Consider the following 23,916-nt stretch of genomic DNA (forward strand, 5'->3'; position numbering starts at 1 on the left):
ACATGCGCGTACTTGGTGACGACAGCCCCAGGCACCTGTGACGCAGGTCATATCTGTAAGTATTTGCTTTGGTATCTCCAGCAGCATTCCTATATTGTTGTGCTATGGAAGTATTGACGTCACATCGTTGACGTTAAGATGACTTTTGCCTTCCTGATCCAGCTTGCTCCGTCAGCGCCGAGCGCAGGAGATCGTGATGAAAACCGATGCCAACGTGGTGCATCTGAACAAAATGGTTTCTGACACGGCTCACACGGCGGCTGTAAGGCTACCTGCGTCTATCGTTCTGGTTCGCGATCGGGCTGCCACGCAGCTCAAGCAGGCTCTGCAAGCATTATTCGACAATGCTGATGACACCCTGTTCGACATGGCCGATCGCGCCACGAGCAACGCCGAGCAGAATGCGTTTTTCGAAGCCATGCGCGACCTGCGTCTCAAACGCAAAGGTATTGAGCGTGGCTTTCTACAGAAGGTTTTCGAATCCTTCGCCAGTCTGAATCAATATGTGGTTGGCAAAGCGCCGACACTCGATGCGGTTTCCTTCGACAGTCTGTCGCTTGTGCAGAACGATGAGCTTGAAGAAACCGTCGCACTGGATTCCATGATTGCCAAGGTGATGAGCCGCGACCAAGTGGCGCTCACCCACTTGACCACTCGCCTCAATGCCGTGGTCAGCAAGAAACTCGATGACAAATCCAACCCGCTTGGGCCGGTTTCGCTTAGCGAGCTGTTCCTCGATTCGTGCAGCGGTCTGGGCGTCGAGATCAAAGTCAAACTGATCATCCTCAAGTTGTTCGAGAAATACGTGTTGAGTGGCCTCGAACAACTCTATGGCGATGCCAACGGCATTCTGGTCGAGGCTGGCGTGTTGCCCGAGTTGAAGTCCACGTCGGCTCGTCGTCCTGCCAGCTCCAATCGTCCTACCCGTCATGAGCAGGCAGAAAGCGTTGACCTGTCTGCCGCAGGTTACGGCGACGACGAGGTGCGTGAAGTCTTCGGTGCGTTGCAGGAGCTGCTGTCGCAGTCCCGTAATGACGAATCCACACGGCGTCAGGCGCCGGCCAATGCGATGCCGATTTCCACCAATGACTTGATGCGTTTGCTGTCGCACATGCAGCAGCGCGCACCCATTCAGGCGCCGATGGATGTCGATCTGCGCGCGCAATTGGAACATCTGCTGACTCGCGCCAGCGCCAAGAGCGGTCGGGTGCGGGTGGTAGGCGAAGTCGATGAAGACGTTATCAACCTGGTGTCGATGCTGTTCGAGTTCATCCTTGATGACCGCAGCCTGCCGGACTCGTTGAAAGCGCTGATCGCGCGCCTGCAGATTCCTATGCTCAAGGTCGCCGTTATCGACAAGACCTTTTTCAGTCGTGGTAGTCACCCAGCGCGCCGCTTGCTCAATGAGATCGCGACTGCGGCGTTGGGCTGGGGCGAGCATGACCACAGCCAGCGCGACAGCCTGTATCAGAAAATCGAACAAGTGGTGCAGCGGCTGCTCAACGACTTTACCGACGATCCTGCGATCTTCTCCGAGTTGCTGGCGGATTTCCTGGCCTTTACCGGTGATGAACGTCGGCGCAGCGAACTGCTCGAGCAGCGTACCCGCGATGCCGAAGAAGGCAGTGCACGTGCTGAGTTGGCGCGCCGCGAGGTCGAGCAGGCGCTAAATGAGCGGCTGCTGGGCAAAACAATGCCAGAAGTGGTCGTGCGCCTACTCCGTGAGGCCTGGAGCAAGGTCATGATGCTGACGTGCCTCAAGCACGGCACCGACTCCGAGCAATGGCTGGCATCTCTGGCCACTATGGACGATTTGATCTGGAGCGTGGAGCTTCACGAGAATCCCGAGGCGCGTCTGCATCTGCTTGAGCTGGTGCCCGGTTTGCTCAAGGCGCTGCGTGAAGGAATGGCCAGCGCCGCGTTCGATCCGTTCTCTACCAGTGAATTCTTCGCACAGCTCGAAGCGTTGCACGTGCAGGCATTCCAGCGTTTCAAGCGCTCCCTGCCCGATGCCGAGCGCAGTTCTTCAAGCGAGTCGGACGATGTTCAGCGTTCGGCACTCTCTGCCGTCGGCATTGAATTGCCTTTGCTTGAATTGCCTCCTGAAGATGAAGAGAGCGTTTCGGCCATGGTCGAAGTGCTCGAGGAGATCGTCTTGCTCGCGCCAGGGCAGACGCGTGTCGAAGAAGAAGAGCCGGTAATCGCCAGCGATGACGAGGCGCTGCAGCATGTAGATGCACTGCGCGTCGGTAGCTGGGTCGAGTTTCAGGAAGACGAAGAACACAAGTTGCGCTGTAAATTGGCCGCGATCATCAAGCCAACCGGTAAATTCATCTTCGTCAATCGTACGGGGATGAAGGTATTGGAGAAGTCCCGCGCTGGCCTGGCGATCGAGTTTCATCGCAATGCCGTGCGCCTGCTGGACGATGCGTTGCTGTTCGACCGTGCGTTGGAGTCGGTAATCGGCAATTTGCGCCGTCTAAAGAACGCCTGAGTCCGCTCTCTGCGCAACCTGTTCCTCCCCCTTGCGGCCTAATTAGGCCGCAAGTCGTTTCAGCCGCCTGTAAACGCTTTCACCTCGCCGCAACTTGCGCTGCAGCCTGAACAGCCCCTAGAGTGTGCGCTCGTTCGGGGAGCACGTATGCACAAGCAACTCGAAGACGGCTGGTATCAAGGGATTCAGCACTGTCCTTCGCCCAATTTCAATGAGCGCCCGCAGGCTGAGATTTCCTTGCTGGTGATTCATAACATCAGCCTGCCGCCTGGCCAGTTCGGCACCGGACAGGTGCAGGCGTTCTTCAGTAACTGTCTGCAAGCCGATGCGCATCCGTACTTTGCCGGTATCGCCAGCATGGCGGTGTCAGCGCACTTTCTGATCGAGCGTGACGGTACCGTTATCCAGTTCGTATCGTGCCTGGATCGTGCCTGGCATGCCGGTGTTTCCTGTTTTGATGGCAGGGAGAACTGCAACGACTTCTCTCTGGGAATCGAGCTCGAAGGAACCGATCACCTGCCGTTCACGGACGCGCAGTACGCTGCGCTGACCGAATTGACCCGCGTGCTGCAGAGCGCGTATCCGGCGATTACCGTCGAACGTATCTGCGGGCATAGCGATATCGCGCCTGGGCGCAAGACCGATCCGGGGCCTGCATTCGACTGGACGCGGCTGCGCCGCGCATTGATGACTGATAAGGAGGCATCATGAGTTTCCTGGTGTTGCTGCTGGTGCTGTGGATCGAAAAGTTCTCCTCCTGGCGCCAGCGTGTTCAACATGACGAGCCCTGGCTGCGTGCGCTCGGGCGCCTGGAGCGTAGCGGCACGACCAGCGATTCGCCGTGGCTGGCGATCATCCTGCTGGTTGGTGTGCCGCTGTTGATACTGGCGTTGATCCTGAAGTTGCTCGCGCCGCTGGCCTATGGCTGGCTGCTTTTGCCGTTACACCTGCTGGTGGTGACCTACAGCCTTGGCCGTGGCGACCTGCTGGCCGCCCTCGGGCCTTTTCGTGACAGCTGGCGGCGCGGTGATGGCGAAGCGGCCTACCTGGTGGCGCAGCGTGATCTGGGTGTCGACGGCGAGGGTGAAGCCACGCTGCTGCCCAACGTACAGACCTTCATGGTCTGGCAGGCGTACCAGAGCTTTTTCGCGGTGATCTTCTGGTATGTCCTGCTCGGGCCTCTGGCTGCGCTGGCTTATCGGCTGCTGGCGTTGCTCGTCGAGCACACTCAGTCCGATGCCCTGCGTGAGCGTGCTGGTCAGTTGCGTCATGCCTTCGATTGGTTGCCGGTGCGTGTGCTGGCTGCCAGCTTTGCGCTGGTCGGCAATTTCATCGCTGTGAGCCGTGCTCTGCTCCACGAAGCCCTCAGTTGGGATATCTCCGCTGCCCAACTGGCCTCCGGGGCCGCCCGCGCCGCAGCCGAGACACCGGAGCCGCTGCTGGGCGAAGCCGGCGTGGCCACGCTGGACAGCCTGTGGCAATTGCTGGTGCGCACTGCCATCCTCTGGTTCGCCGCCATTGCCCTGTGGACGCTGTTGTTTTAGTCCTGCCAGCCGAACAGCTGCATGGCGTTGCGGCTGCTGGCCGCCGCCAGCGCTTCTGGGGCAACCCCGAGCAGCGGTGCCAGTTCACGGCAGATGTCTGGCAGGTGAGCGGGGCTGTTGCGCAGATTAGGATGCATGGCCGGCGCCATGTCCGGTGAGTCGGTCTCAAGCACGATGACATCCAGCGGTAGCTTTGCAATCACTTGGCGCAGGCGTTTGGCCTGGGGCCAGGTCGGTGCCCCGCCGAGGCCGAGCTTGAACCCTAGCTTCAGGTATTCTCTGGCTTCCTCGTAGCTGCCGGCAAAGGCGTGGATGATGCCAGCGCGGGGCAATTTGAAGCGCTTTAATGCGGCGATTACGGGTGCATGGGCTCGGCGCACGTGCAGCAGAGCCGGCAACTCGAAGCGTTCCGCCAGCGCCAGTTGCGCCTCGAAGAGTGATTGTTGGCGGTCGCGATCGAGTTCTTCCAAGTAGTAATCCAGGCCGAACTCGCCGATGGCGCAGAGTTTCTTGTGACCGTGTAGGCGCTCCAGCCAGTCCTGCAGCAACTGAAGATCTTCGGCACGGTGCTCATTCAGGTAAACCGGATGCAGGCCGAAAGCCGCGTACAGTCCCTCGTGCACCTGCACCTGATCCCACAGGCGTTGCCAGTTGCCGTGCTCGACACCCAGTACCACGAGCCGCTCTACGCCGAGCGTGCGGGCTTGCGCCAGTACCTCGATGCGGTCGTTATCGAAGTCGGGAAAGTCGAGATGGGTGTGGGTGTCGATCAGTTGCATAGTGTTCTGCCGGGCAGGTGAAGAGTGGTTTGAACGGTGCCTGCGTACAAATGGGGTGCAACATTCTGTGAGTCATTCCTGCCGTTGGCCAGTCGAACCTCACAGGGACGGCGGTTGTGGGGATCGCCGAAAGCAAAGGGCGGCCGCATGATGCGTCTTCGCAAGATACTTGGCTGGTGCCTTGCCAGTCTGTTGTTGTTGATCGCAGCGCTGATGTTGTTTCTGGTGCTGTTCGACTGGAACCTGCTCAAGCCAACGATCAATTCGCGAGTGTCCGAAGCGCTCAACCGTCCTTTCGCCATCGAAGGCAACCTGGCCGTGAGCTGGCAGCGCGAACGCGAAGAGCCCGGGTTGCGCGCCTGGATACCCTGGCCGCACGTCTCCGCCGAGCAGCTTAGCCTGGGTAATCCCGAGTGGGCCAAGGGCGATCATTTCGTCAGCCTGCAACGTGTCGAGGCCAGTCTGTCACCGCTGCCGCTTTTGTGGAAAACCGTTTCCATCCCGCGCATTCACCTGACCGGCGCCGATGCGGCGCTGGAGCGGCTCGCCGATGGCCGTGACAACTGGACCTTCGATCTCGGTGCACAGGAGCAGCCGGACGAGGAGCCTGCGGCACCTTGGGTGATGGATATCGGCACCATCGGTTTCGACAAGGCGCAGCTGCGCTACGACGATCAGACCCTGCAAGCCAGCGTGAACCTGTTGGTGGAGCCGCTCGGCGAGCCTATCGCCTTCAACGAAATCGTCGGCAAGACCGCCAGTCAACAAGACGAAACCACAGTGACGCCGCAGGATTACGCCTTCGCCTGGCAGGCCAAGGGCCGTTACAAGGGCCAGGCGCTGACCGGCAGCGGTAAGATCGGCGGCCTGCTGGCCCTGCAGGATGCTCGCCAGCCATTCCCGGTGCAGGCTGACGTGCGGGCTGGAACCACCCGTGTACAGGTCGCCGGTACCTTGACCGATCCTAAGAGCCTCGGCGCTCTCGACCTGCGCCTGCGACTGTCGGGCGCCAGCCTTGGCAATCTCTATCCATTGACCGGCGTTACGCTACCGGATACTCCAGCCTATTCCACCGACGGCCGTCTGGTCGCGCAATTGCAGGACGCTGATGGGCCGTTGTTCCGCTACGAGAAATTCAATGGGCGTATCGGCGACAGTGACATCCATGGCGACCTAACGTTCGTGGCTCGCGAGCCGCGTCCCAAACTGTCCGGCGCGCTGGTCTCCAACCAACTGCGCTTCGCCGACCTGGCGCCACTGATCGGTGCCGACTCGAATGCCGAGAAAAAAGAGCGCGGCGCCGCCAGCGTTCAGCCGGGCAACAAGGTATTGCCGGTCGAGGCGTTCCAGACCGAGCGCTGGCGCGATATGGATGCCGATGTCAGCTTCACCGGCAAGCGCATCGTGCACAGCGAGGAGCTGCCATTCACCGACCTGTTTACTCACGTGGTGCTCAACGAAGGCATGCTTAGCCTCGAACCTCTGCGTTTCGGGGTAGCCGGTGGGCGCCTGGATTCCACCCTGCGTCTGGATGGCCGCGGCACGCCGCTCAAAGCCGAGGCGCAGCTGCGCGCCCGTAATTTCCGCCTGCGTCAGTTGTTCCCCAGCGTGGAAGTGATGCAGAGCAGCCTAGGGGCCCTGAATGGCGACGCGACGATCAGCGGCACCGGTAATTCGGTGGCGACCCTGCTGGGCAGTTCCAACGGTCGCATCAAACTGCTGATCAACGACGGGCGCGTCAGTCGCAACCTGATGGAGATCGCAGGGTTGAACGTGGGTAACTATGTGGTTGGCCGCCTGTTCGGTGATGACGACGTGGAGATCAATTGCGCAGCCGCCAACCTGAATATCAAGCAGGGTGTATTGAAGCCGGAGTTGATGGTGATCGACACCGAGAATGCCTTGATCGGCATCGACGGTACGGTAAATTTCGGCAGCGAGCAGCTAGATCTGACCATCACCCCGGAGTCCAAGGGCTTCCGGGTGTTCTCGCTGCGCTCGCCGCTGTACGTGCGCGGTACGTTCAAGGAGCCGCGCCCGGGCGTGAAGGCCGGCCCCCTGCTACTGCGTGGCGCCGGCATGCTGGCGCTGGGCGCGCTGGTGGCGCCCGCTGCGGGGTTGGTTGCGCTGGTGGCGCCGAGCGGCGACCAGCCCAACGAATGCGCACCGCTATTGGAACAGATGCGCCAGGGCGCTAACCGCTGAAGCGGATTTTCAGGTGCCGCTCGATGGCGTCCAGGCCGGGCTGGTAGGTTCCGTCCAGGGCGTCGAGGAGGCGTTGGAATACCCGGTCGGCGATGCGCTCGTGCTGCTGTGAAATGGCGTTGACGCGCATGGGCAGGAAATCCAGTAGCTGGGCATCCCCGAACGTGCCGAGGCGCAGGCGGCTGGTATCCATTTCCGGATGTTCGTACAGCGCGTCCAGTACACCCTCGAGCAGCACGTAGGCGGTGGTCACCAGTACGTCTGGCAAGCTGCCCTGAGCCATCAGCTCACGCATCTGCCGATGACCCCATTGGCGACTGAACTGTTCACCATGACTGACGCTGATCAGGCCATCGAAGTCCGCCAGGGCGTCTCGAAAGCCCTGTTCGCGGGCCTGGCTGATCGGCAGTTCCGGGCGGGCACCGATCAAGGCGGCCTGGCGTGGCAGCGGCTGCAGCAGGCTTCTGGTCAGCAACTCGCCGGCCTGACGATCATCGCTGATCACCGAGTACAGGTGGCTGGGATCCAGGGCACGATCCACTGCGATCACCGGGGTGCCGACCGCGATCAATTGACGGTATTCGGGTGCGTCCTGAGGCAGGCAGCTGGCGACGATCAGTGCATCGCAGCGGCGCGAGCGGAACAGCTCGAGCAACTGCCGCTCGCTGTCCGGCCGGTCATCGGAGCTGGCGATCAGCAACTGATAACCCGCTTCCCGGGCACGCTGTTCGAGCAGTTTGGCCAGGCGCGCATAGCTGGGGTTTTCCAGATCCGGAAGGATGAAACCGAGGCAACGGCTTTCTCCGCGTCGCAGGCCGGCGGCCTGTGAGTTCGGGCGATAGTCGTGCTTCTCCACCACTTCCAGCACGCGCTGCACGGTAGCGGCACTGATCCGGCGCTTGGCAGCCTGGCCGTTGATCACATAGCTGGCGGTGGTTAGCGATACGCCAGCCAGGCGGGCGATGTCGGTCAGTTTCAAGGTGCGTCTCCTCTGGCGGACTTCAAGGATTACCGATTATCAGGTAACGTGCCAGCGCTAGATGAAACGATTCAGCAAACGAGTCGACTAAGCTAACAAGAATGTCCGCCAAGCCCGTGCACCGCGCCGGTCTTGCTCGAGGAGAAACGTCATGCTCGAACTACACCCTTCGCAGATCCAGATGGGCCGACAGGCCGCGGACAAGCAACAGGCGCTGGCCGATCTGGCCGACAGCCTGGTCGCCGACGGCTTGGTCGCGTCCGGCTATCTGGATGGTATGCAGGCCCGCGAACGGCAGGGCTCGACCTACCTGGGGCAGGGCATCGCCATTCCGCATGGCACGCCGGAAACCCGCGATCAGGTTTTCCAGACCGGTATGCGCCTGATCCAGTACCCGCAGGGTGTGGACTGGGGCGACGGCCAACGCGTGTACCTGGCCATCGCGATTGCCGCTCGCTCCGATGAACACCTGCGTTTGCTGCAACTGCTCACTCGCGCGCTTGGCGAAGGTGACCTGAGTCAGGCGTTGCGCGAAGCACAGGATGCAGATGCCATTCTCGCCCTGCTGCAGGGTGCACCTCAGGAGCTGGCGCTGGATAGCCAGCTGGTCGGGCTGGGCGTCAACGCAGAAGATCTGGACGAGTTGGCCTGGCAAGGCGCTCGCCTGCTGAAGAAGGCGGGCTGCACGGCCACCGGTTTCTCCGGCAGCCTGGTTCAGGGCGAGCCCCTGCCACTGGGCAACGGGCTGTGGTGGTTGAGCAGCGAGCAGAGCGTCGAACGCCCTGGCCTGGCTTTCGTCACGCCGTCACAGCCGCTGCAGCAGGCAGGTCAGCCGGTAGCCGGGCTGTTCTGCCTCGCCTGCCTGGGGGAGGGACACCGCAAGGTGCTCGAGCGTCTCTGCGATCTGCTGATCGCCGGGCAGGGTGACGCCCTGGCACATGCCACCACCAGCCGCGGCGTGCTCGAAGCGCTGGGCGCCGAGCTTCCTCCGGATTGGCCGGTGTTGCGCATCACTCTGGCCAATGCTCACGGGCTGCACGCCCGTCCGGCCAAAACACTGAGCGAGCTCGCGCAAAGTTTCAGTGGTGACATCCGCGTGCGTCTGGCCGAGGGCGCTGCGGCCGGCGTTTCGGCGAAGAGCTTGAGTAAGCTGCTGGCGCTGGGTGCACGACGTGGCCAGGTGCTGGAGTTCAGTGCCGAGCCCACGATCGCTGACGACGCATTGCCGGCTATCGAAGCGGCTGTTCGTGCCGGTCTGGGTGAAGAGGTCGAGCCGCTGCCCCCGGAGTCAGCCGAGCAGGTAGTCGATTCACCGCCCCCGCCTGAAGCGGATGCGGCGCCCAGCGCGCCATCTGCCGGCACCCGTTTGCAGGCAGTCGCCGCGTCGCCGGGTATCGCCAGCGGCCCTGCTTTCGTGCGCCGAGTGCCGCGCCTCGATTATCCAGCCGAGGGTGAGGGCGTCAGCGTAGAGCGGGCGCGCCTGGATGCCGCTCTGCAGCATATCGATGGCGAGATTCAACGGCTGGTCGAGCGTAGCCAGGAAGCCAGCGTGCGCGACATTTTCGTCACCCACCAGGCGATGCTGCGCGATCCTGCCCTGCGTGAAGACGTCGATGCGCGCCTGGCGGCGGGCGCCAGTGCGCAGGCCGCGTGGATCGGCGAGATCGAGGCGGCCGCGACTCAGCAGGAATCGCTCCACGATGCATTGTTGGCGGAGCGCGCCGCCGACCTGCGTGATATCGGTCGCCGTGTGCTGGCGCATCTCTGTGGCGTCGAGGCGCCTCAAGAACCCGCCGAACCCTACATTCTGGTGATGGGCGAGGTCGGCCCTTCGGACGTCGCCAGCCTCGACCGTAAACGCGTCGCCGGTATCGTCACCGCTCGCGGTGGTGCCACTGCGCACAGCGCGATCATCGCCCGTGCTCTGGGAATTCCCAGTGTGGTCGGCGCCGGCGAAGGCCTGCTGGCCTTGCAGCAGGGCACTCGACTGCTGCTCGACGGTGACCGCGGTCAGGTCTGGGTCGCGCCGGACGATGCCACCCTGGCTCAGGCCGAACGCGAGCGGCAGGCCAGCGAGCAGCGCCGCGAGCGCGCCCATGGCGAGCGTATGCACCCGGCGCGTACCCGTGATGGTCACGCAGTCGAGGTCGCCGTGAACATTGGCGCCAGCGGTGAAGCTGCCGCTGCGGTCGAGCTGGGCGCCGAGGCTGTGGGCCTGCTGCGTACCGAGCTGGTGTTCATGGATCACTCCCAGGCGCCGGACGTAGCGACTCAGGAGGCCGAGTACCGACGTGTGCTCGATGCCCTGCAAGGCCGGCCGCTGGTAGTGCGCACGCTGGATGTGGGGGGCGACAAGCCCTTGCCCTACTGGCCGATGCCGGAGGAGGAAAACCCCTTCCTCGGTGTGCGCGGCATACGCCTGACCCTGCAACGCCCGGACATTATGGAAACCCAGCTGCGTGCCTTGCTGCAGGCAGCCGATGGTCGTCCCTTGCGCATCATGTTCCCGATGGTCGGGCAACTCGAAGAATGGCGCGCAGCGCGCGCGATGGTCGAGAAGCTGCGTCAGGAAATTCCGCTGGACGACCTGCAACTGGGGATCATGATCGAAGTGCCATCCGCCGCCCTGATGGCGCCGGTGCTGGCCCGCGAGGTGGACTTCTTCAGTATCGGTACCAACGACCTGACCCAGTACACCCTGGCCATCGACCGCGGCCATCCCACCCTGTCGGCCCAGGCGGACGGCTTGCATCCATCGGTGCTGCGCCTGATCGGCATGACCGTCGAGGCTGCCCACGCTGAAGGTAAGTGGGTCGGCGTCTGCGGTGAGCTGGCGGCCGACATGCTCGCCATCCCGCTGCTGGTCGGGCTGGGTGTCGACGAACTGAGTGTCGCCGCACGCAGCATCCCGCTGGTCAAGGCGCGAGTCCGTGAACTGGATCTTCATCACAGCCAGGTGCAGGCGCAGCAGGCCCTGACCCTGGGCAGCGCCGCTGCGGTGCGGGCGCTGGTCGAGGAGACACACTGATGGCGCGCATTCTCACCCTGACCCTGAACCCGGCGCTGGATCTCACCGTCAGCCTCGATACCCTGCAGCCCGGTGCGGTCAATCGCAGTCTGGGGATGAGCAGTCATGCGGCAGGCAAGGGGCTCAACGTCTCCCAGGTGCTCGCCGATCTCGGCCACAAAGTCACCGTCAGCGGCTTTCTCGGCCAGGCCAATGCTGCGCCGTTCGAGCAGTTGTTTCAGCGTCGTGGTTTCATCGACGCGTTCGTGCGGGTGCCCGGCGAGACCCGTAGCAACATCAAACTTGCCGAGCGTGACGGCTGTGTCACCGATCTCAATGGCCCCGGGCCGGAAGTCGATGCGGCGCATCAGCAGCAACTGCTGGATCAGTTGGAACAGATCGCCGTTGGGCACGACGCTGTCGTCGTCGCCGGCAGTCTGCCGCGCGGTGTGACGATCGAGTGGTTCGGCGCACTGCTGCGTCGCCTGGTTAGCCTCGGCTTGCCGCTGGCGCTGGACACCAGTGGTGCAGCCTTGCGTGCCGGCTTGACGGCGGAACCCTGGCTGATCAAACCCAATGAAGAGGAACTGGCCGAGGCCTGCGACCTGGCGTCGGCATCTCCCGAGCGCCTGGATGACGCCATCCGTGAGTTGCAGGAGGGGGGCATCAAACATGTGCTGCTGTCGCGCGGCGCGCAGGGCGCTGACTGGTTCGGCCCCCATGGCGTGCTCCACGCGCAGCCGCCACAGGTCGAGGTGGTCAGCACCGTTGGTGCTGGCGACTCGCTGCTCGCCGCTACCTTGCATGGCCTGCTCAGTGACTGGCCTGCCGAGCGCACGCTGCGCCTGGCGACGGCGGTGGCCGCCCAGGCGGTCACGCAAATCGGATTCGGAATTCACGATCGGCAACAGCTGGCCCGCCTGGAAGCGGCGGTGGCTGTGACGTCGAAACAATAACAAGAGGTCGTTGCAATGAATGTGCTGATCATTACCGCCTGCCCCAACGGCCAGGTCACCAGCGTTCTGTGTTCGCGCCTGTTGCAGGCCGCCGCCGAGCGTCTGGGTTGGTTCACCCAGGTTGAAGTGCATGATCCCAAGGCGATCGGCTCGCCCTTGAGCGAAACCGATATCGCCGCGGCCGAACTGGTGCTGGTGGTGAAAACCGGCGAGCTGGATCTGCAACGCTTCGTTGGCAAACGCGTGGTGCAATCCACGCCGTCCGAAGCGCTGGCCGACCCGAAGCAGTTTCTTCTGGTCGCTGCCGAGCAGGCGCAGGTGCTTGAAAAGGCCGCGCCGGTGGCGGCTGCCTCGTCTGGCGGCAAGCCGAAGCTGGTGGCGATTACCGCCTGCCCAACCGGTGTCGCCCACACCTTCATGGCTGCCGAAGCGCTGCAACAGGCTGCCGAGCAGTTGGGTTACGACCTGAAAGTTGAAACCCGCGGTTCGGTTGGTGCGCGCAATCTGCTCGACGACGCCAGCATCGCCGCCGCTGATGTGGTGCTGCTGGCCACGGACATCGAGGTCGAGACCGAGCGTTTCGCCGGCAAGAAAGTCTATCGCTGCGGCACCGGCGTTGCCTTGAAACAGCCGAAGCAAACGCTGCAGAAGGCGCTGGCCGAGGGCGTTGCGCAGCAGGGGGCTGGGCAGTCGCAGAGCGCCGATGCCGGCAAGTCGGGCAGCAAGAGCGGCCCATACAAGCATCTGCTGACCGGCGTGTCGTTCATGTTGCCGATGGTGGTGGCGGGTGGTCTGTTGATCGCTCTGTCCTTCGTGTTCGGTATCGAGGCGTTCAAGCAGGAGGGCACGTTGCCTGCCGCGCTGATGAAGATCGGTGGCGAAGCAGCCTTTGCGCTGATGATTCCCGTGTTGGCAGGTTACATCGCCTATTCGATCGCGGATCGCCCGGGGCTGGCGCCAGGGATGATTGGTGGCATGTTGGCCAGTGCCCTGGGTACCGGTTTCCTGGGGGGCATCATCGCCGGCTTCCTTGCGGGTTATCTAGCCTTGGCGCTGAATCGCTGGTTGCGCCTACCGCAGAGCATCGAGGCGTTGAAACCGATCCTGCTGATACCGCTGCTGGCCAGCCTGGTCACCGGCCTCGCGATGATCTACGTGATCGGTACGCCGGTCGCCGGGATCATGGCTGCCTTGGAGGTGTTCCTGCAGAACATGGGCACTACCAATGCAATCCTGCTCGGGCTGCTGCTTGGCGGCATGATGTGCGTGGATCTCGGTGGGCCGATCAACAAGGCAGCCTACGCGTTTTCCGTTGGCCTGCTGGCATCGCAGAGTTACGCACCGATGGCCGCGACCATGGCCGCCGGGATGGTGCCGCCCATCGGCATGGCCATCGCCACTGTGCTGGCGCGCCGCAAGTTCAGCCAGACAGAGCGCGAAGCTGGCAAGGCGGCGGGTGTGCTGGGGTTGTGCTTCATTTCCGAAGGGGCGATTCCCTTCGCCGCGAAGGATCCGCTGCGGGTCATTCCGGCCAGCATCGCCGGTGGCGCGCTGACGGGTGCGCTGTCGATGTACTTCGGCTGCAAGCTGATGGCGCCGCACGGTGGCTTGTTCGTGCTGCTGATCCCCAACGCGATCAACCATGCGTTGCTGTATCTGCTGGCAATCGTGGCGGGCAGTCTGGTGACCGGCGTGGTCTATGCGCTGATCAAGCGCCCTGAAGTCGAAGCCCTGACGGTCGCTGCCAAGGCTTGAAAGTAGGGCAGGGCATCCACGGATGCCCTGCCAGTGGTTCAGCGAGTGCCGAAGACCACCATGGTCTTGCCTTTGACGTGCACCAGGCCCTGTTCTTCCAGAGCCTTGAGTACGCGCCCGACCATCTCCCGAGAACAACCGACAATACGGCCGATTTCCTGACGGGTGATCTTGATCTGCATGCCATCCGGATGAGTCATCGCATCGGGCTGTTTGCAGAGGTCGAGGAGGGTGCGGGCAACGCGACCGGTAACGTCGAGAAACGCCAGGTCGCCGACCTTGCGAGTCGTGTTGCGCAGTCGCTCGGCCATCTGTGTGCCCAGCGCGAAGAGGATGTCCGGATCTTGCTGAGTCAGTTCGCGGAACTTGGTGTAGCTCAGTTCGCCGACTTCACATTCAGTCTTCGCACGAACCCAGGCGCTACGCTCTTTCTCTACACCTTCCTTGCCAAATAGCCCCATCTCGCCGAAGAAATCCCCGGGATTGAGGTAGGCGATGATCATCTCACGGCCATCATCGTCTTCGATCAGGATGGTGACCGAGCCCTTGACGATGAAATACAGCGTTTCGCTGCGATCGCCTGCATAAATGATGGTGCTTTTGGCTGTATAGCGACGGCGATGACAATTCGCGAGGAGTTTGTCGAAGTTTTTGACTTTAGGTGTGAGAGTGATTGCGACCATGCCTGAGTCCCGAATATAGAAAGATAAGCCTGACAGACGCGGTAAGTGACGCCGCCTAGACCCAAGTGCTTGACTATCTCGCAAGGCAGATGCCGGCTCTCTGGTGTGTATAGCGATATCTGAAAGCGCCTTTAACACAGCAGATGCCCACATTTTTGCAGCGGAATATGACGTTGCATGCAATGCGTTGTGATCGATAGCGCCCTGGTGGATATCTTGTTCTTATCGACTGATAACGATGTGTCGCGCTTCGATATCAGTGATTGTGCCACTAAAACGGCATCATCATGAACAGTGATACTTCCAGAGGAACTGTTTTGTGAGGTATTGCACGTTCCGCTTGTGAACTCTAGCAGCATCTGTGGCACCCGTCGTAAAAGTCGCCCTGTGATAAGCTTTTGGTCTTTTAAAAGGAGGGGCCGCAACGATGAAAGCTCGCGTTCAATGGGCAGGCGAAGCGCTGTTTCTAGGCGAGTCGGGTAGTGGCCATGCGGTGGTGATGGACGGCCCGCCGGAAAATGGCGGCCGCAATCTGGGCGTGCGCCCGATGGAGATGTTGCTGATCGGCCTGGGTGGCTGCAGCAATTTCGATGTGGTGAGCATCCTCAAGAAATCCCGCCAGCCAGTCGAAAGCTGCGAAGCCTTTCTCGAAGCCGAGCGCGCCATCGACGATCCCAAGGTCTTCACCAAGATCCATCTGCATTTCGTGGTGAAAGGCCGTGGTTTGAAAGAGGCCCAGGTCAAGCGTGCGGTTGAGCTGTCTGCCGAGAAATACTGCTCGGCCTCGATCATGCTCGGCCGTGCCGGTGTGGAAATCACCCACGATTACGAAATCGTCGAACTGGGTGCTTGAAGAAGAAGGGCGATGCATTGATCGCCCTTCTTCTATTGGTCAGATCCGGTAGGTGGTCTTGGTCATGACCTTCGAGAGTAGCGTCATGCCCAGTTTGACTGGCGCCGGAAAGCGCGCACCGCCGGCATCCAGCGCGCTGTTGGCGTGTTCCTGCTCGTCGCGGCGCATTTGCTCGAGGATGGCTCTGGATTTGCCATCTTCTTCGGGAATCTGTTCGAGGTGTTCATCCAGGTGTTTGACCACCTGGTCTTCCGTTGCCGCGACGAAACCCAGGCTTACCCGGTCGCTGACCAGACCGGCTACGGCGCCAACACCGAACGACAGCCCGTAGAACAGCGGATTCAGCACGCTCGGGTGGCTGCCCAACTGGCGAATGCGTTGTTCGCACCAGGCCAGGTGATCGATTTCTTCATCTGCCGCATGCTCCATCGCCGCACGCACGCGTGGCAGCTTGGCGGTCAGTGCCTGACCCTGATACAGCGCCTGCGCGCAGACTTCCCCAGTGTGATTGATGCGCATCAGACCAGCGATGTGGCGAGTCTGTTTCGCGTCGAGCTGCGCCTCGGGTTCGACGATGGCTGGCGATGGACGGCTCGGCTGGCCACTGAAAGGCAGCAGCGTGCGCAGCGCCATGTCGGCTTGCAGCAGCAGTCGGTCGACGGGCGAATAATGGCGGTCGTTGGCCATGAGGGTTCTCCGGCGAGGACATGAGCGAGCAGTTTACCGCAAAAGGTCTGCCGTGTTCGGCGGGCGGCAGCGGCATCGAGCCGCAAACGTGTGCTGCCTCTCCAGTTGTGCATTCGGCACTTGCCCGGCGCTGTCGGTTGGCGGGAGTATGGCGCTGCCTCTAGGGCATAAGGAGTTGCTGTGAAGAACGATATTCACGACCTGGGATTGGTACTCGATTCCAAGGTCAAGCTGGTGCTCATCGAGTCATGGGATGAACGGCGGGTGCTGGAGACGCTGACCGGTCTGGCGGTACGCCGTGGCCTGGGCCTGCTCACTTGGTCGGTCACCGAAGGGCTGCAGCGCGCCGGCTTTGCCGGAGAGACTTTCGCCGAAAGCGGTAGTACCGAACCGGAAGCCGCGTTGCGGCTGATCAAGGCCGACCCTCAGGCAAACCTCTACGTGTTGTGCGACCTGCATCCCTTTATGGTCGATAACCCTAAGCTGGTGCGCCTGCTCAAGGAAATCGCCATGGCTGATGGCAGCCAGGCGCCTACGGTGGTGCTGGTGTCCCACGCCTGCAAGTTACCGCCTGAAGTGCAGCGCTATGCGGCGCGTTTCAACCTGGCGTTGCCTGGGGAGGACGAACTGCTGGGGATCGTCCGCGATGAGGCCACGCGCTGGAGCGAGCGCAACCGCAATCGCCGTGTCCGCACCGACAACCGCACCTTGCAGCAGGTGGTGAAGAACTTGCGTGGTATGAGCCACGCAGAAGCACGGCTGCTGGCGCGCAACCTGATCTGCGACGACGGTGCTATCACTCAGGAAGACCTGCCGGAGCTCAACAAGGCCAAGTTCGAGCTGCTCGACCTCGATGGCGTACTCAGTTACGAGTACGACACTGCGCGTTTCGCCGATGTCGGTGGCCTGAGCAACCTCAAGCGCTGGCTCGGCGAGCGCCAGCGAATCTTCTTCGACGGCACAGGTGTCGACCTGCCCAAGGGCGTGCTGCTGGTCGGCGTACAAGGCTCGGGTAAGAGCCTGGCGGCCAAGGCGGTAGCCGGGCTGTGGGGCTTGCCGCTGCTGCGCCTGGATTTCGCCTGCCTGTACAACAAGTTCTTTGGGGAAACCGAGCGCAACCTGCGCGAGGCACTGAAGCTGGCCGAGCAGATGTCGCCCTGCGTGCTGTGGGTCGACGAGATCGAGAAGGGCCTGGCAAGCGGCGATCAGGACGGCGGCGTCAGCCAGCGTGTGCTCGGTACGCTGCTGACCTGGATGGCCGAGCGAAAATCATCGGTGTTCATGGTCGCTACGGCCAACGTCATTGGTCGCCTGCCGCCCGAGCTGGTGCGCAAGGGGCGCTTCGACGAGTTGTTCTTCGTCGACCTGCCGGACGTGGAAACCCGCGCCGAGATCTTCCGTATCCATCTGCAACGCCGCGAGCTGGATGCCACGGCCTACGACCTGCCGCAGTTGGCGGCAGCCAGCAGCGGTTTTTCCGGGGCGGAGATCGAGCAGGTGGTGGTCAGCGCGCTGTACGCCTCTCAGGCGCAGCAGCAGTCCGTCGACCATGGCATGCTGCTGCGTGGTATCCAGGCCACGTCGCCTTTGTCGGTGATCATGGCTGAGCCACTGGCCGAGTTGCGGGATTGGGCGCGGGGGCGGACGGTCAGCGCAAATTGAAGTGGTCGATCAAGCTCGGCCAAAACGCCGGTTGAGCCGCGCCGCGAATCGGCGCACCAACAGCCGTGGGAAGAACCGTGGCGCCAGGCTCAGCAGGCGATTACGCCAGCCGGGAATGATGATCGCGCGGTTGTTGTCCAGACCACGCACCGCGATCAGTGCAACTTCCTCGGCGCTGAGCATCAACTTGCCGTTCTCCAGGGCGCTGGCATCAAGCTGGGCATTGCGGAAGAACGCGCTACGCTTCGGCCCAGGGCAGAGTACCGACACCTTGACGCCATAAGGTCGCAGCTCTTCGCGCAGGCCTTCGGAGAAATGCAGGACGTAAGCCTTGCTCGCGTAGTAATTGCTCATCCATGGCCCTGGCTGGAAAGCAGCTATCGACGCCACGTTGAGGATCTGCCCGCTGCCACGCCCGGCCATTACCGTGCCGATGGAGTGGCACAGGCGCGCCAGGGCCAGCACGTTCACTTCCAGCAACTCCTGTTCACGGCTCCAGTCCTGGGCAACGAATGCGCCGGCGCTGCCGAGCCCCGCATTGTTTACCAGCAGCTCGATGACCAGACCGTTCTGCTCGAGCTCGTGCATCAGTCCGGATAACTGCAGGGGTTCACTGAGGTCGCAAACACGGAACAGGACTTCGACGGAAAAGCGCTGCGTCAGCTCGTAGGCGATGCTTTCTAGTGCGTCACGATGGCGTGCGATGAGGATCAGGTTACGCCCGCGGCGTGCCAATGCTTCGGCCAGGGCGAGGCCGATACCACTGGAAGCACCGGTGACCAGGGCATAGCGGGGCATGGCGTTCTCCTGATGCTGTCCGTGACGGGCGTATAGCCTATCCGCAACAGGCCTGTCAGCGCTGCAGTGGCAACGCCGACAGGGAAAATAAATGCAGCGGGATCGATCAGGATCCGCTCACCATCTGGTCGAAGAACATGCTGAGCACGGCCAGGATGGCAAAACCGCTGAGGAACAGCGTCAGCAACCCGCCGACCATCAGAACGATAAACAGGCCGGCCAGCAGGTTGACTGCCAGGCTGTTGGGCGGCGGTTCCGGGCCGAAGCGATTGCTGCCGACGGTGCCTGGTACTACCAGCATGATGATCCAGAACACACTGTTGACGATCGGCACCAGGTTGAGCAGCCATAGCCAGCCAGTCCAGCCCATATCGTGCAGACGCTGGACGCCTATCTGCACACTGATGACCAGCATGCCGATAGCCGCGCCGATGATCAGGATACTGCCCAGGATTTCCGACAGCAGGCTGACAGCGGACAGCGCGGCGATCAGCACAGTGAAGCCAAACATAAGCACCAGTGACCAGGCCAGGTAGCGCATGCGGCCAATACGCCCATTGAACGAGTTGACTTTCAATTCGCCGACCTGACCGGCGTAGGTGTCGATATTGGCGCGAGGTGGCGTGTAGGGCGTTTGCTGCAGATTCGACACGATCGGCGCCGGTTGCGTCAGTGTGCTTTCGGCGAGGGTCGCCTGGCGAGCCAGGTACTTTTCGATGATCACGCCACAGGCCGAGCATTCAGCTGCGACCGTTTGCTGATGACCGCATTTCGGGCAGTCCATCGCCTGTTGAGATTGTTCGATAGGCGCAGCGCTGACGGCCTTCTCCTCGTCCGTTTCCACAAGACTCAGCGCAGCTGACAGGTCGGGCTCCTTGCGTGCTTGGGCGCCGGCACGCTGCAGTACGGTCAAATACTGGTTGGCTTCGTCTTCTGCCAGGTCGCGCTTCAGGGCGATGGGCCCCCGACCGAACAGGGTGTCGATGCGCGCGCGGTCACTCTTGAACAGGCTGGCCAGATTGGCCTTGACTGTGTCCATCGAGGTGTCGGGCATCAGGCTGCCATCGAAGACGATTTTGTAGCGGAGCTGGCTCATGCGCGCGTCCTTGTCTGCACGGGAGAGAGTTGGCAGACCCTATCGTTCCATCATGCCTTCGGCAAGTGAGCATGGGAGACTTTCGCACACGGCTGAGTGTTGGTTCTCAGCTTGCTGGCAGCTTCGACGTTAGGGCCAACTGATACTCGCGATCCAGGCGGGTAATCAGCTCGCTGACCGAGGGCACATCAGCAATTCCGCCTACGCCCTGACCCGCCGACCAGACGGTCTTCCAAGCCTTGGCTTCCTCGTCGAGTGGCTTGAGCTTGGCGCCAGGGTGAGCGCCTTGTAGGGTCTGCATGTCGAAACCTGCTCGTTCCAGGCTCTGGCGCATGAAGCTGGCAGGGACGCCGGAGACCGCCGGTGTGTGGATGATGTCGCTGGCACGGGCCTCGATGATCATCTGCTTGTAGTCCTGACCCGCAGTACTCTCCTGAGTGGCGACGAAACGAGTGCCCATGTACGCCAGGTCGGCTCCAAGTATCTGCGCTGCGAGGATTTCATGACCGCTGTTGATGCTGCCTGCCAGCAGTACGGTCTTGTCGAAGAACTGGCGGATTTCTGCAATCAGCGCAAAGGGGCTCCAGGTTCCAGCATGGCCACCCGCGCCCGCGGCGACGGCGATGAGCCCGTCGACACCCGCCTCGGCGGCCTTTTCTGCATGACGGCGGGTGGTGACGTCATGGAAGACCAGGCCGCCATAGGCATGTACGGTATCGACGACCTCCTTCACCGCACCGAGGCTGGTGATGATGATCGGCACCCGGTGGGCTGCGCAGATGGCGAGGTCTTGCTCCAGGCGCGGGTTACTGGCGTGTACGATCAGGTTGACGGCGTAGGGTGCGCTATCTTCCCGCAGGCCTGCTTCGATCTCATCCAGCCAGCCCTCGAAGCCTGCGCTGTCACGCTGGTTCAGGGCCGGGAAGCTGCCGACGATGCCGTTGTTGCAGCAAGCGGTCACCAGCGCAGGGTTGGAAACCAGGAACATCGGTGCGGCGACCAGCGGCAAACGCAGACGCTTTTCCAGCAATGCGGGCAGAGACATGGAGGGCTCCTTGGCAGGTCTTGGTCAGAAGGGTTTGACCACCACCAGGATGACGATGGCGATGAGCAGCAATACCGGTACTTCGTTGAACCAGCGATAGAACACATGACTACGCTTGTTCTCGCCGCGGGCCAGGCGCTTGTACATGGCGCCGCAGACATGGTGGTAACCAACCAGCAGCAACACCAGAGTCAGCTTGGCGTGCATCCAGCCCTGACTCATCCAGCCCGGTACCATCACCAACAAGCCAATGCCGAATACCAGGGTGGCTATCATGGCCGGGGTCATGATGCCGCGGTACAGCTTGCGCTGCATGACGCTGAAGCGTTCGCGGCTCGGCGCGTCCTCACTCATGGCGTGGTACACGAACAGACGTGGCAGGTAGAACAGACCGGCGAACCAGCAGACCATGGCGACGATATGCAGAGCTTTGATCCACAGGTAGAGCATTGCCGTTCCTCTCGGTAATAAGTGCTTCGATACTAGTGCCCATGGTCTCAATAGTCATCAAGACGGTTGGCCGCAGGCGGTCTCGCCTTTATGATCGTCATCTCTTACCAGCCTCGAGGCACCCGATGCCTGTATCCGCCATCACTTCGACAACACTGCCTGCCCGCCATCGCGGCGCGCGCGGGTGGCTTGCCTGATGTCGGGTTGGGAAGTCCGTCCTAGCAATCGCGCCCATGAGCGGCGCCTTCGTGTTGCATTGATCCTCCTGCTGATGGCCGTACCCAGCGCTTTCTATCTGGGAAGCTGGTGGCAGACCAGGGCGATGCAGGAGCAGGGCGTCGAAGCGCAGTCGATGCAGGTTCGCCTCGACGAACAGGCGCGCGAGGTGGACGAACTGCGTCAGCGCATGGTGGTGCTCAGCAGTGGCGAGCAGTTGGCACAACAGTCCAATGAGCAGAGTCGCCTGAATATCAAGTTGCTCGAGGAACAGAACTTCAAGCAGCAACAGGAGCTAGCCTTCTATAAAGGTGTCTTGGCTCCGGACAGCCGGGTCGATGGGCTGCTCATCCGCAGCTTCGACATTCACCCCACCGAGCAGGCGGGGTTGTTCCGCTTCAAGATCATGCTCAGCCGGGTCGGCAAGGATGACAAACCTATGCAGGGGCGATTGCAGGTGCAGGTTGATGGGCGGCAGGCCGGCAAGGCGAAAAGCCTGCAACTGGCGCAGTTGAGCGGTGATTTGCCGGATGGTTCGACCGAGCAGTCGATTCCATTCGCTTTCAAGCACCTGCAAGCGATTCCAGAAGGCGGACGTCTCGGTGAGCTGCAGCTCCCCGAAGGGTTCGAGCCGCAGCAGATACGTATCAAGGCCGATGTCGAGGGTGGCAAGCCCGTCGAGCGTCAAATCGAATGGACTGACTGATAAGTGATGGTTCGCGATGTGGAATAAAGGTAAGGGCAAGGCAGACATGCAGCGCTTCACTGGCAAGACCAGTTTGATCGCAGCGGGCGCGGCATTCCGCGGTGATCTGGAGTTTCAGGGCGCTGTGCAAATCGATGGCCGGGTGCTTGGCGATATTCGCACCGAGGAAGGCTTGGTACGGGTTAGTGTCGACGGGCAGGTTGAAGGTGAGGTGCGCGCCCCCCATATAGTGATCGATGGCGAGATCATCGGTGATGTCTACGCCAGCCAGCATGTCGAGCTGGGGCCGAAGGCTCGGGTGCGCGGCAACCTCTATTACGGCCTGATGGAAATGGCCATGGGCGCACAGGTCGAGGGCGGTTTGCGGCCGATCAAGGAGCAGGGCAGACCGTTGGAGCTACCCGAGAGCGTGGACGACGTAGAATAGTTGACCGCTTTTCTAGGGTAAGCGGATAATGTAGCGCTACAACGCAGTATGGCGCCTGGCGCCGGGAGAGAAACATGAGCGTCGAAACCTTCACCCCCACCGCAGCGATGCAGTTCACGCAAGGGGCGGCAAGCAAGGTTAAGAACCTGGTTGATGAAGAAGGCAACCCGCGCCTGAAACTGCGTGTGTTCGTCACTGGCGGCGGCTGCTCCGGTTTCCAGTACGGTTTCACCTTCGATGAAGAAGTGGCCGATGATGACACGATCATTGAGCGTGAGGGCGTTGCTCTGGTCGTTGACCCCATGAGCTTCCAGTATCTGGTGGGCTCCGAGGTGGACTATCAGGAAGGTCTGGAGGGTTCGCGTTTCGTGATCAAGAATCCTAATGCGACCACTACCTGTGGCTGCGGCTCTTCGTTCTCGATCTGAGTCATCCCGCCGTGCATGAAAACGCCGCGCATCTGCGCGGCGTTTTTCGTTGCGCGCTACGCCGGGTAAATGGCCCCAAGAACTCGCCGGCCACGGGCGCCGGTGACCTCCGGGCGATTGCCGGGGATGCCATTGAGGCAGCAATGGGCGAGCCAGGCGAAAGCCATGGCCTCCACCCAGTCGGCCGGTACGCCGTGATCGTCAGTGCTGCTGACCTGCGCGCCCGGTAGCAGCGCTTGCAAGCGGCCGATCAATGTCCTGTTGTGGGCGCCGCCGCCACATACCAGCAATTCGCTGCAATGCGGTTGAGCCTGTTGCAGCGAGGTGACGATGCTGGTGGCCGTCAGCTCGAGCAGCGTGGCCTGCACATCTTCTGCTTTGTATTCTGGATGCCTTTCCAGTTGTTCCATCAGCCATGGCAGGTTGAACAGTTCACGGCCGGTGCTTTTCGGGCCGGTGGCCTGGAAGAATGGATCGCTTACAAGCGCCCTGAGCAGCTCGTCCTGTACCTGGCCGCTGGCCGCCCAGGCACCATCGCGGTCGTAGGCCTGCCCTTGATGATGGTGAATCCAGGCGTCCATCAAGACGTTGCCTGGGCCGCAATCGAAACCCAGTGCCGGCTTGCCTTCTTCGAGCAGGCTAAGGTTACTGAAACCGCCCACATTCAAGATCGCCCGAGCCGAGCCGGGGCTGGCAAACAGCGCCTCATGAAATGCCGGCACCAGTGGCGCGCCTTGGCCGCCCGCTGCGACATCGCGGCGACGAAAGTCGGCCACAACGGTGATACCGGTAAGTTCGGCTAGCAGAGCGGCATTGCTAATCTGGATGGTGAAGCCCCGGGCCGGCTCGTGGCGCACTGTTTGCCCATGGCTGCCAATGGCGCGGATGGCTTGCGGCTGGAGATTCTGTTCGGCCAGCAGGCGATGCACGCCCTCGGCTACCAGTTGTGCCCATTGCTGTTCGGCGATGGCGGCACGTGCTAGTTCGTCCGGGCCAGAGCTGCAGAGTGCCAGCAACTGTTCACGGAGCGAGTCGGGAAGGGGCTGGTAATGATGGGCGAGCAGCTTGCTGTGCTCGCCTTGCTCGATAAGGGCGATGTCCAGCCCATCGAGACTGGTGCCGGACATCACGCCAAGGTAGAGCATC

Annotated in this window: 21 protein-coding genes; 12 read left to right on the forward strand and 9 right to left on the reverse strand. The window is 61.9% G+C overall.

Features of this window, described 5'->3' with window-relative positions; genetic code table 11:
- Positions 1 to 196 precede the first annotated feature (196 nt).
- From K5Q02_RS07950 to ampE, 3 genes are all read left to right on the forward strand, one after another.
- Complete coding sequence (locus tag K5Q02_RS07950; protein ID WP_225838089.1) at positions 197 to 2,494, forward strand: DUF1631 domain-containing protein; 2,298 nt, start codon at positions 197 to 199, stop codon at positions 2,492 to 2,494.
- Between the two features lie 147 nt (positions 2,495 to 2,641).
- Positions 2,642 to 3,205, forward strand: coding sequence for a 1,6-anhydro-N-acetylmuramyl-L-alanine amidase AmpD (gene ampD, locus K5Q02_RS07955; RefSeq protein ID WP_225838091.1), 564 nt, complete (start codon positions 2,642 to 2,644; stop codon positions 3,203 to 3,205).
- On the forward strand, positions 3,202 to 4,038 hold the full coding sequence (ampE, locus tag K5Q02_RS07960) for a regulatory signaling modulator protein AmpE (protein WP_225838092.1): 837 nt from the start codon (positions 3,202 to 3,204) through the stop codon (positions 4,036 to 4,038). The genes ampD and ampE overlap by 4 nt, the downstream gene beginning before the upstream one ends.
- On the opposite strand, the gene K5Q02_RS07965 is transcribed toward ampE, so the two are convergent.
- Positions 4,035 to 4,817 carry a TatD family hydrolase gene (locus K5Q02_RS07965; RefSeq protein WP_225838094.1) on the reverse strand — a complete coding sequence of 261 codons (783 nt, stop codon included), beginning with the start codon at positions 4,815 to 4,817 and terminating at the stop codon, positions 4,035 to 4,037. The two genes, ampE and K5Q02_RS07965, sit on opposite strands and share 4 nt — an antisense overlap.
- 147 nt (positions 4,818 to 4,964) lie before the next feature.
- Here K5Q02_RS07965 and K5Q02_RS07970 point away from each other — a divergent pair, with 147 nt between their 5' ends.
- On the forward strand, positions 4,965 to 7,022 hold the full coding sequence (locus K5Q02_RS07970; protein ID WP_225838095.1) for an AsmA family protein: 2,058 nt from the start codon (positions 4,965 to 4,967) through the stop codon (positions 7,020 to 7,022).
- Here the strand turns inward: K5Q02_RS07970 and cra are convergent.
- Positions 7,012 to 8,001: a catabolite repressor/activator gene (cra, locus tag K5Q02_RS07975; RefSeq protein WP_225838097.1), complete on the reverse strand. Its 990-nt coding sequence runs from the start codon at positions 7,999 to 8,001 to the stop codon at positions 7,012 to 7,014. The two genes, K5Q02_RS07970 and cra, sit on opposite strands and share 11 nt — an antisense overlap.
- A 151-nt stretch (positions 8,002 to 8,152) precedes the next feature.
- On the opposite strand from cra, the gene ptsP reads away from it, so the two are divergent.
- Genes ptsP through K5Q02_RS07990 form a run of 3 tightly spaced genes read left to right on the forward strand, consistent with a single transcriptional unit; the run spans position 8,153 to position 13,719 of the window.
- A complete protein-coding gene (gene ptsP, locus K5Q02_RS07980; RefSeq protein ID WP_225838099.1) occupies positions 8,153 to 11,029 on the forward strand; it encodes a phosphoenolpyruvate--protein phosphotransferase in 2,877 nt (958 codons plus the stop codon).
- Positions 11,029 to 11,964, forward strand: a complete 936-nt coding sequence (pfkB, locus tag K5Q02_RS07985) for a 1-phosphofructokinase (RefSeq protein ID WP_225838100.1) — start codon at positions 11,029 to 11,031, stop codon at positions 11,962 to 11,964. Before ptsP ends, pfkB begins: the two co-directional genes overlap by 1 nt.
- Positions 11,965 to 11,979: 15 nt before the next feature.
- Positions 11,980 to 13,719, forward strand: coding sequence for a PTS fructose-like transporter subunit IIB (locus tag K5Q02_RS07990; RefSeq protein ID WP_225838102.1), 1,740 nt, complete (start codon positions 11,980 to 11,982; stop codon positions 13,717 to 13,719).
- A gap of 38 nt (positions 13,720 to 13,757) precedes the next feature.
- Here K5Q02_RS07990 and crp read toward each other — a convergent pair whose 3' ends face one another.
- Positions 13,758 to 14,402, reverse strand: a complete 645-nt coding sequence (gene crp / locus K5Q02_RS07995; protein ID WP_225838111.1) for a cAMP-activated global transcriptional regulator CRP — start codon at positions 14,400 to 14,402, stop codon at positions 13,758 to 13,760.
- A gap of 427 nt (positions 14,403 to 14,829) precedes the next feature.
- Here crp and K5Q02_RS08000 point away from each other — a divergent pair, with 427 nt between their 5' ends.
- Entirely contained in the window at positions 14,830 to 15,255 is a 426-nt protein-coding gene (locus tag K5Q02_RS08000; protein ID WP_225838113.1) for an OsmC family protein, read from the forward strand.
- A 39-nt stretch (positions 15,256 to 15,294) separates the two neighbouring features.
- Here the strand turns inward: K5Q02_RS08000 and coq7 are convergent, their stop codons facing one another.
- Entirely contained in the window at positions 15,295 to 15,942 is a 648-nt protein-coding gene (gene coq7, locus K5Q02_RS08005) for a 2-polyprenyl-3-methyl-6-methoxy-1,4-benzoquinone monooxygenase (protein ID WP_225838115.1), read from the reverse strand.
- 180 nt (positions 15,943 to 16,122) lie between these two features.
- Here coq7 and K5Q02_RS08010 point away from each other — a divergent pair, with 180 nt between their 5' ends.
- On the forward strand, positions 16,123 to 17,604 hold the full coding sequence (locus tag K5Q02_RS08010; protein WP_225838117.1) for an AAA family ATPase: 1,482 nt from the start codon (positions 16,123 to 16,125) through the stop codon (positions 17,602 to 17,604).
- A 9-nt stretch (positions 17,605 to 17,613) separates the two neighbouring features.
- On the opposite strand, the gene K5Q02_RS08015 is transcribed toward K5Q02_RS08010, so the two are convergent.
- From K5Q02_RS08015 to hemJ, 4 genes are all read right to left on the reverse strand, one after another.
- Positions 17,614 to 18,402 (reverse strand): SDR family NAD(P)-dependent oxidoreductase, encoded by a 789-nt coding sequence (locus K5Q02_RS08015; protein WP_225838119.1) that lies wholly within the window; start codon positions 18,400 to 18,402, stop codon positions 17,614 to 17,616.
- A gap of 106 nt (positions 18,403 to 18,508) precedes the next feature.
- Positions 18,509 to 19,498 carry a DUF805 domain-containing protein gene (locus K5Q02_RS08020; protein ID WP_225838122.1) on the reverse strand — a complete coding sequence of 330 codons (990 nt, stop codon included), beginning with the start codon at positions 19,496 to 19,498 and terminating at the stop codon, positions 18,509 to 18,511.
- Positions 19,499 to 19,604: 106 nt separating this feature from the next.
- Positions 19,605 to 20,543, reverse strand: coding sequence for an NAD(P)H-dependent flavin oxidoreductase (locus tag K5Q02_RS08025; protein ID WP_225838124.1), 939 nt, complete (start codon positions 20,541 to 20,543; stop codon positions 19,605 to 19,607).
- 24 nt (positions 20,544 to 20,567) lie between these two features.
- A complete protein-coding gene (hemJ, locus tag K5Q02_RS08030) occupies positions 20,568 to 20,993 on the reverse strand; it encodes a protoporphyrinogen oxidase HemJ (protein ID WP_225838127.1) in 426 nt (141 codons plus the stop codon).
- Positions 20,994 to 21,189: 196 nt separating this feature from the next.
- On the opposite strand from hemJ, the gene K5Q02_RS08035 reads away from it, so the two are divergent.
- From K5Q02_RS08035 to erpA, 3 genes are all read left to right on the forward strand, one after another.
- Positions 21,190 to 21,915, forward strand: a complete 726-nt coding sequence (locus K5Q02_RS08035; protein ID WP_225838129.1) for a DUF6776 family protein — start codon at positions 21,190 to 21,192, stop codon at positions 21,913 to 21,915.
- A gap of 16 nt (positions 21,916 to 21,931) precedes the next feature.
- Positions 21,932 to 22,342 carry a bactofilin family protein gene (locus tag K5Q02_RS08040; RefSeq protein ID WP_225838132.1) on the forward strand — a complete coding sequence of 137 codons (411 nt, stop codon included), beginning with the start codon at positions 21,932 to 21,934 and terminating at the stop codon, positions 22,340 to 22,342.
- Between the two features lie 74 nt (positions 22,343 to 22,416).
- A complete protein-coding gene (gene erpA / locus K5Q02_RS08045; RefSeq protein ID WP_225838134.1) occupies positions 22,417 to 22,770 on the forward strand; it encodes an iron-sulfur cluster insertion protein ErpA in 354 nt (117 codons plus the stop codon).
- A 56-nt stretch (positions 22,771 to 22,826) separates the two neighbouring features.
- Here erpA and K5Q02_RS08050 read toward each other — a convergent pair whose 3' ends face one another.
- Positions 22,827 to 23,915: an anhydro-N-acetylmuramic acid kinase gene (locus tag K5Q02_RS08050; protein ID WP_225838136.1), complete on the reverse strand. Its 1,089-nt coding sequence runs from the start codon at positions 23,913 to 23,915 to the stop codon at positions 22,827 to 22,829.
- Between the last annotated feature and the right edge of the window lies 1 nt (position 23,916).

This window comes from Pseudomonas sp. MM211 (assembly GCF_020386635.1).
In the GTDB taxonomy this organism is placed as follows: Bacteria; Pseudomonadota; Gammaproteobacteria; order Pseudomonadales; family Pseudomonadaceae; genus Aquipseudomonas.

What these genes read in the sequence shown, in the direction of transcription:
- K5Q02_RS07950 (WP_225838089.1), top strand. Translation starts at nt 197, where the DNA reads ATGAAAACCGATGCCAACGTGGTGCATCTGAACAAAATGGTTTCTGAC.
- ampD (WP_225838091.1), top strand. Translation starts at nt 2,642, where the DNA reads ATGCACAAGCAACTCGAAGACGGCTGGTATCAAGGGATTCAGCACTGT.
- ampE (WP_225838092.1), top strand. Translation starts at nt 3,202, where the DNA reads ATGAGTTTCCTGGTGTTGCTGCTGGTGCTGTGGATCGAAAAGTTCTCC.
- K5Q02_RS07965 (WP_225838094.1), bottom strand. Translation starts at nt 4,817, where the DNA reads ATGCAACTGATCGACACCCACACCCATCTCGACTTTCCCGACTTCGAT.
- K5Q02_RS07970 (WP_225838095.1), top strand. Translation starts at nt 4,965, where the DNA reads ATGATGCGTCTTCGCAAGATACTTGGCTGGTGCCTTGCCAGTCTGTTG.
- ptsP (WP_225838099.1), top strand. Translation starts at nt 8,153, where the DNA reads ATGCTCGAACTACACCCTTCGCAGATCCAGATGGGCCGACAGGCCGCG.
- pfkB (WP_225838100.1), top strand. Translation starts at nt 11,029, where the DNA reads ATGGCGCGCATTCTCACCCTGACCCTGAACCCGGCGCTGGATCTCACC.
- K5Q02_RS07990 (WP_225838102.1), top strand. Translation starts at nt 11,980, where the DNA reads ATGAATGTGCTGATCATTACCGCCTGCCCCAACGGCCAGGTCACCAGC.
- crp (WP_225838111.1), bottom strand. Translation starts at nt 14,402, where the DNA reads ATGGTCGCAATCACTCTCACACCTAAAGTCAAAAACTTCGACAAACTC.
- K5Q02_RS08000 (WP_225838113.1), top strand. Translation starts at nt 14,830, where the DNA reads ATGAAAGCTCGCGTTCAATGGGCAGGCGAAGCGCTGTTTCTAGGCGAG.
- coq7 (WP_225838115.1), bottom strand. Translation starts at nt 15,942, where the DNA reads ATGGCCAACGACCGCCATTATTCGCCCGTCGACCGACTGCTGCTGCAA.
- K5Q02_RS08015 (WP_225838119.1), bottom strand. Translation starts at nt 18,402, where the DNA reads ATGCCCCGCTATGCCCTGGTCACCGGTGCTTCCAGTGGTATCGGCCTC.
- K5Q02_RS08020 (WP_225838122.1), bottom strand. Translation starts at nt 19,498, where the DNA reads ATGAGCCAGCTCCGCTACAAAATCGTCTTCGATGGCAGCCTGATGCCC.
- K5Q02_RS08025 (WP_225838124.1), bottom strand. Translation starts at nt 20,543, where the DNA reads ATGTCTCTGCCCGCATTGCTGGAAAAGCGTCTGCGTTTGCCGCTGGTC.
- hemJ (WP_225838127.1), bottom strand. Translation starts at nt 20,993, where the DNA reads ATGCTCTACCTGTGGATCAAAGCTCTGCATATCGTCGCCATGGTCTGC.
- K5Q02_RS08035 (WP_225838129.1), top strand. Translation starts at nt 21,190, where the DNA reads ATGTCGGGTTGGGAAGTCCGTCCTAGCAATCGCGCCCATGAGCGGCGC.
- K5Q02_RS08040 (WP_225838132.1), top strand. Translation starts at nt 21,932, where the DNA reads ATGTGGAATAAAGGTAAGGGCAAGGCAGACATGCAGCGCTTCACTGGC.
- erpA (WP_225838134.1), top strand. Translation starts at nt 22,417, where the DNA reads ATGAGCGTCGAAACCTTCACCCCCACCGCAGCGATGCAGTTCACGCAA.
- K5Q02_RS08050 (WP_225838136.1), bottom strand. Translation starts at nt 23,915, where the DNA reads ATGCTCTACCTTGGCGTGATGTCCGGCACCAGTCTCGATGGGCTGGAC.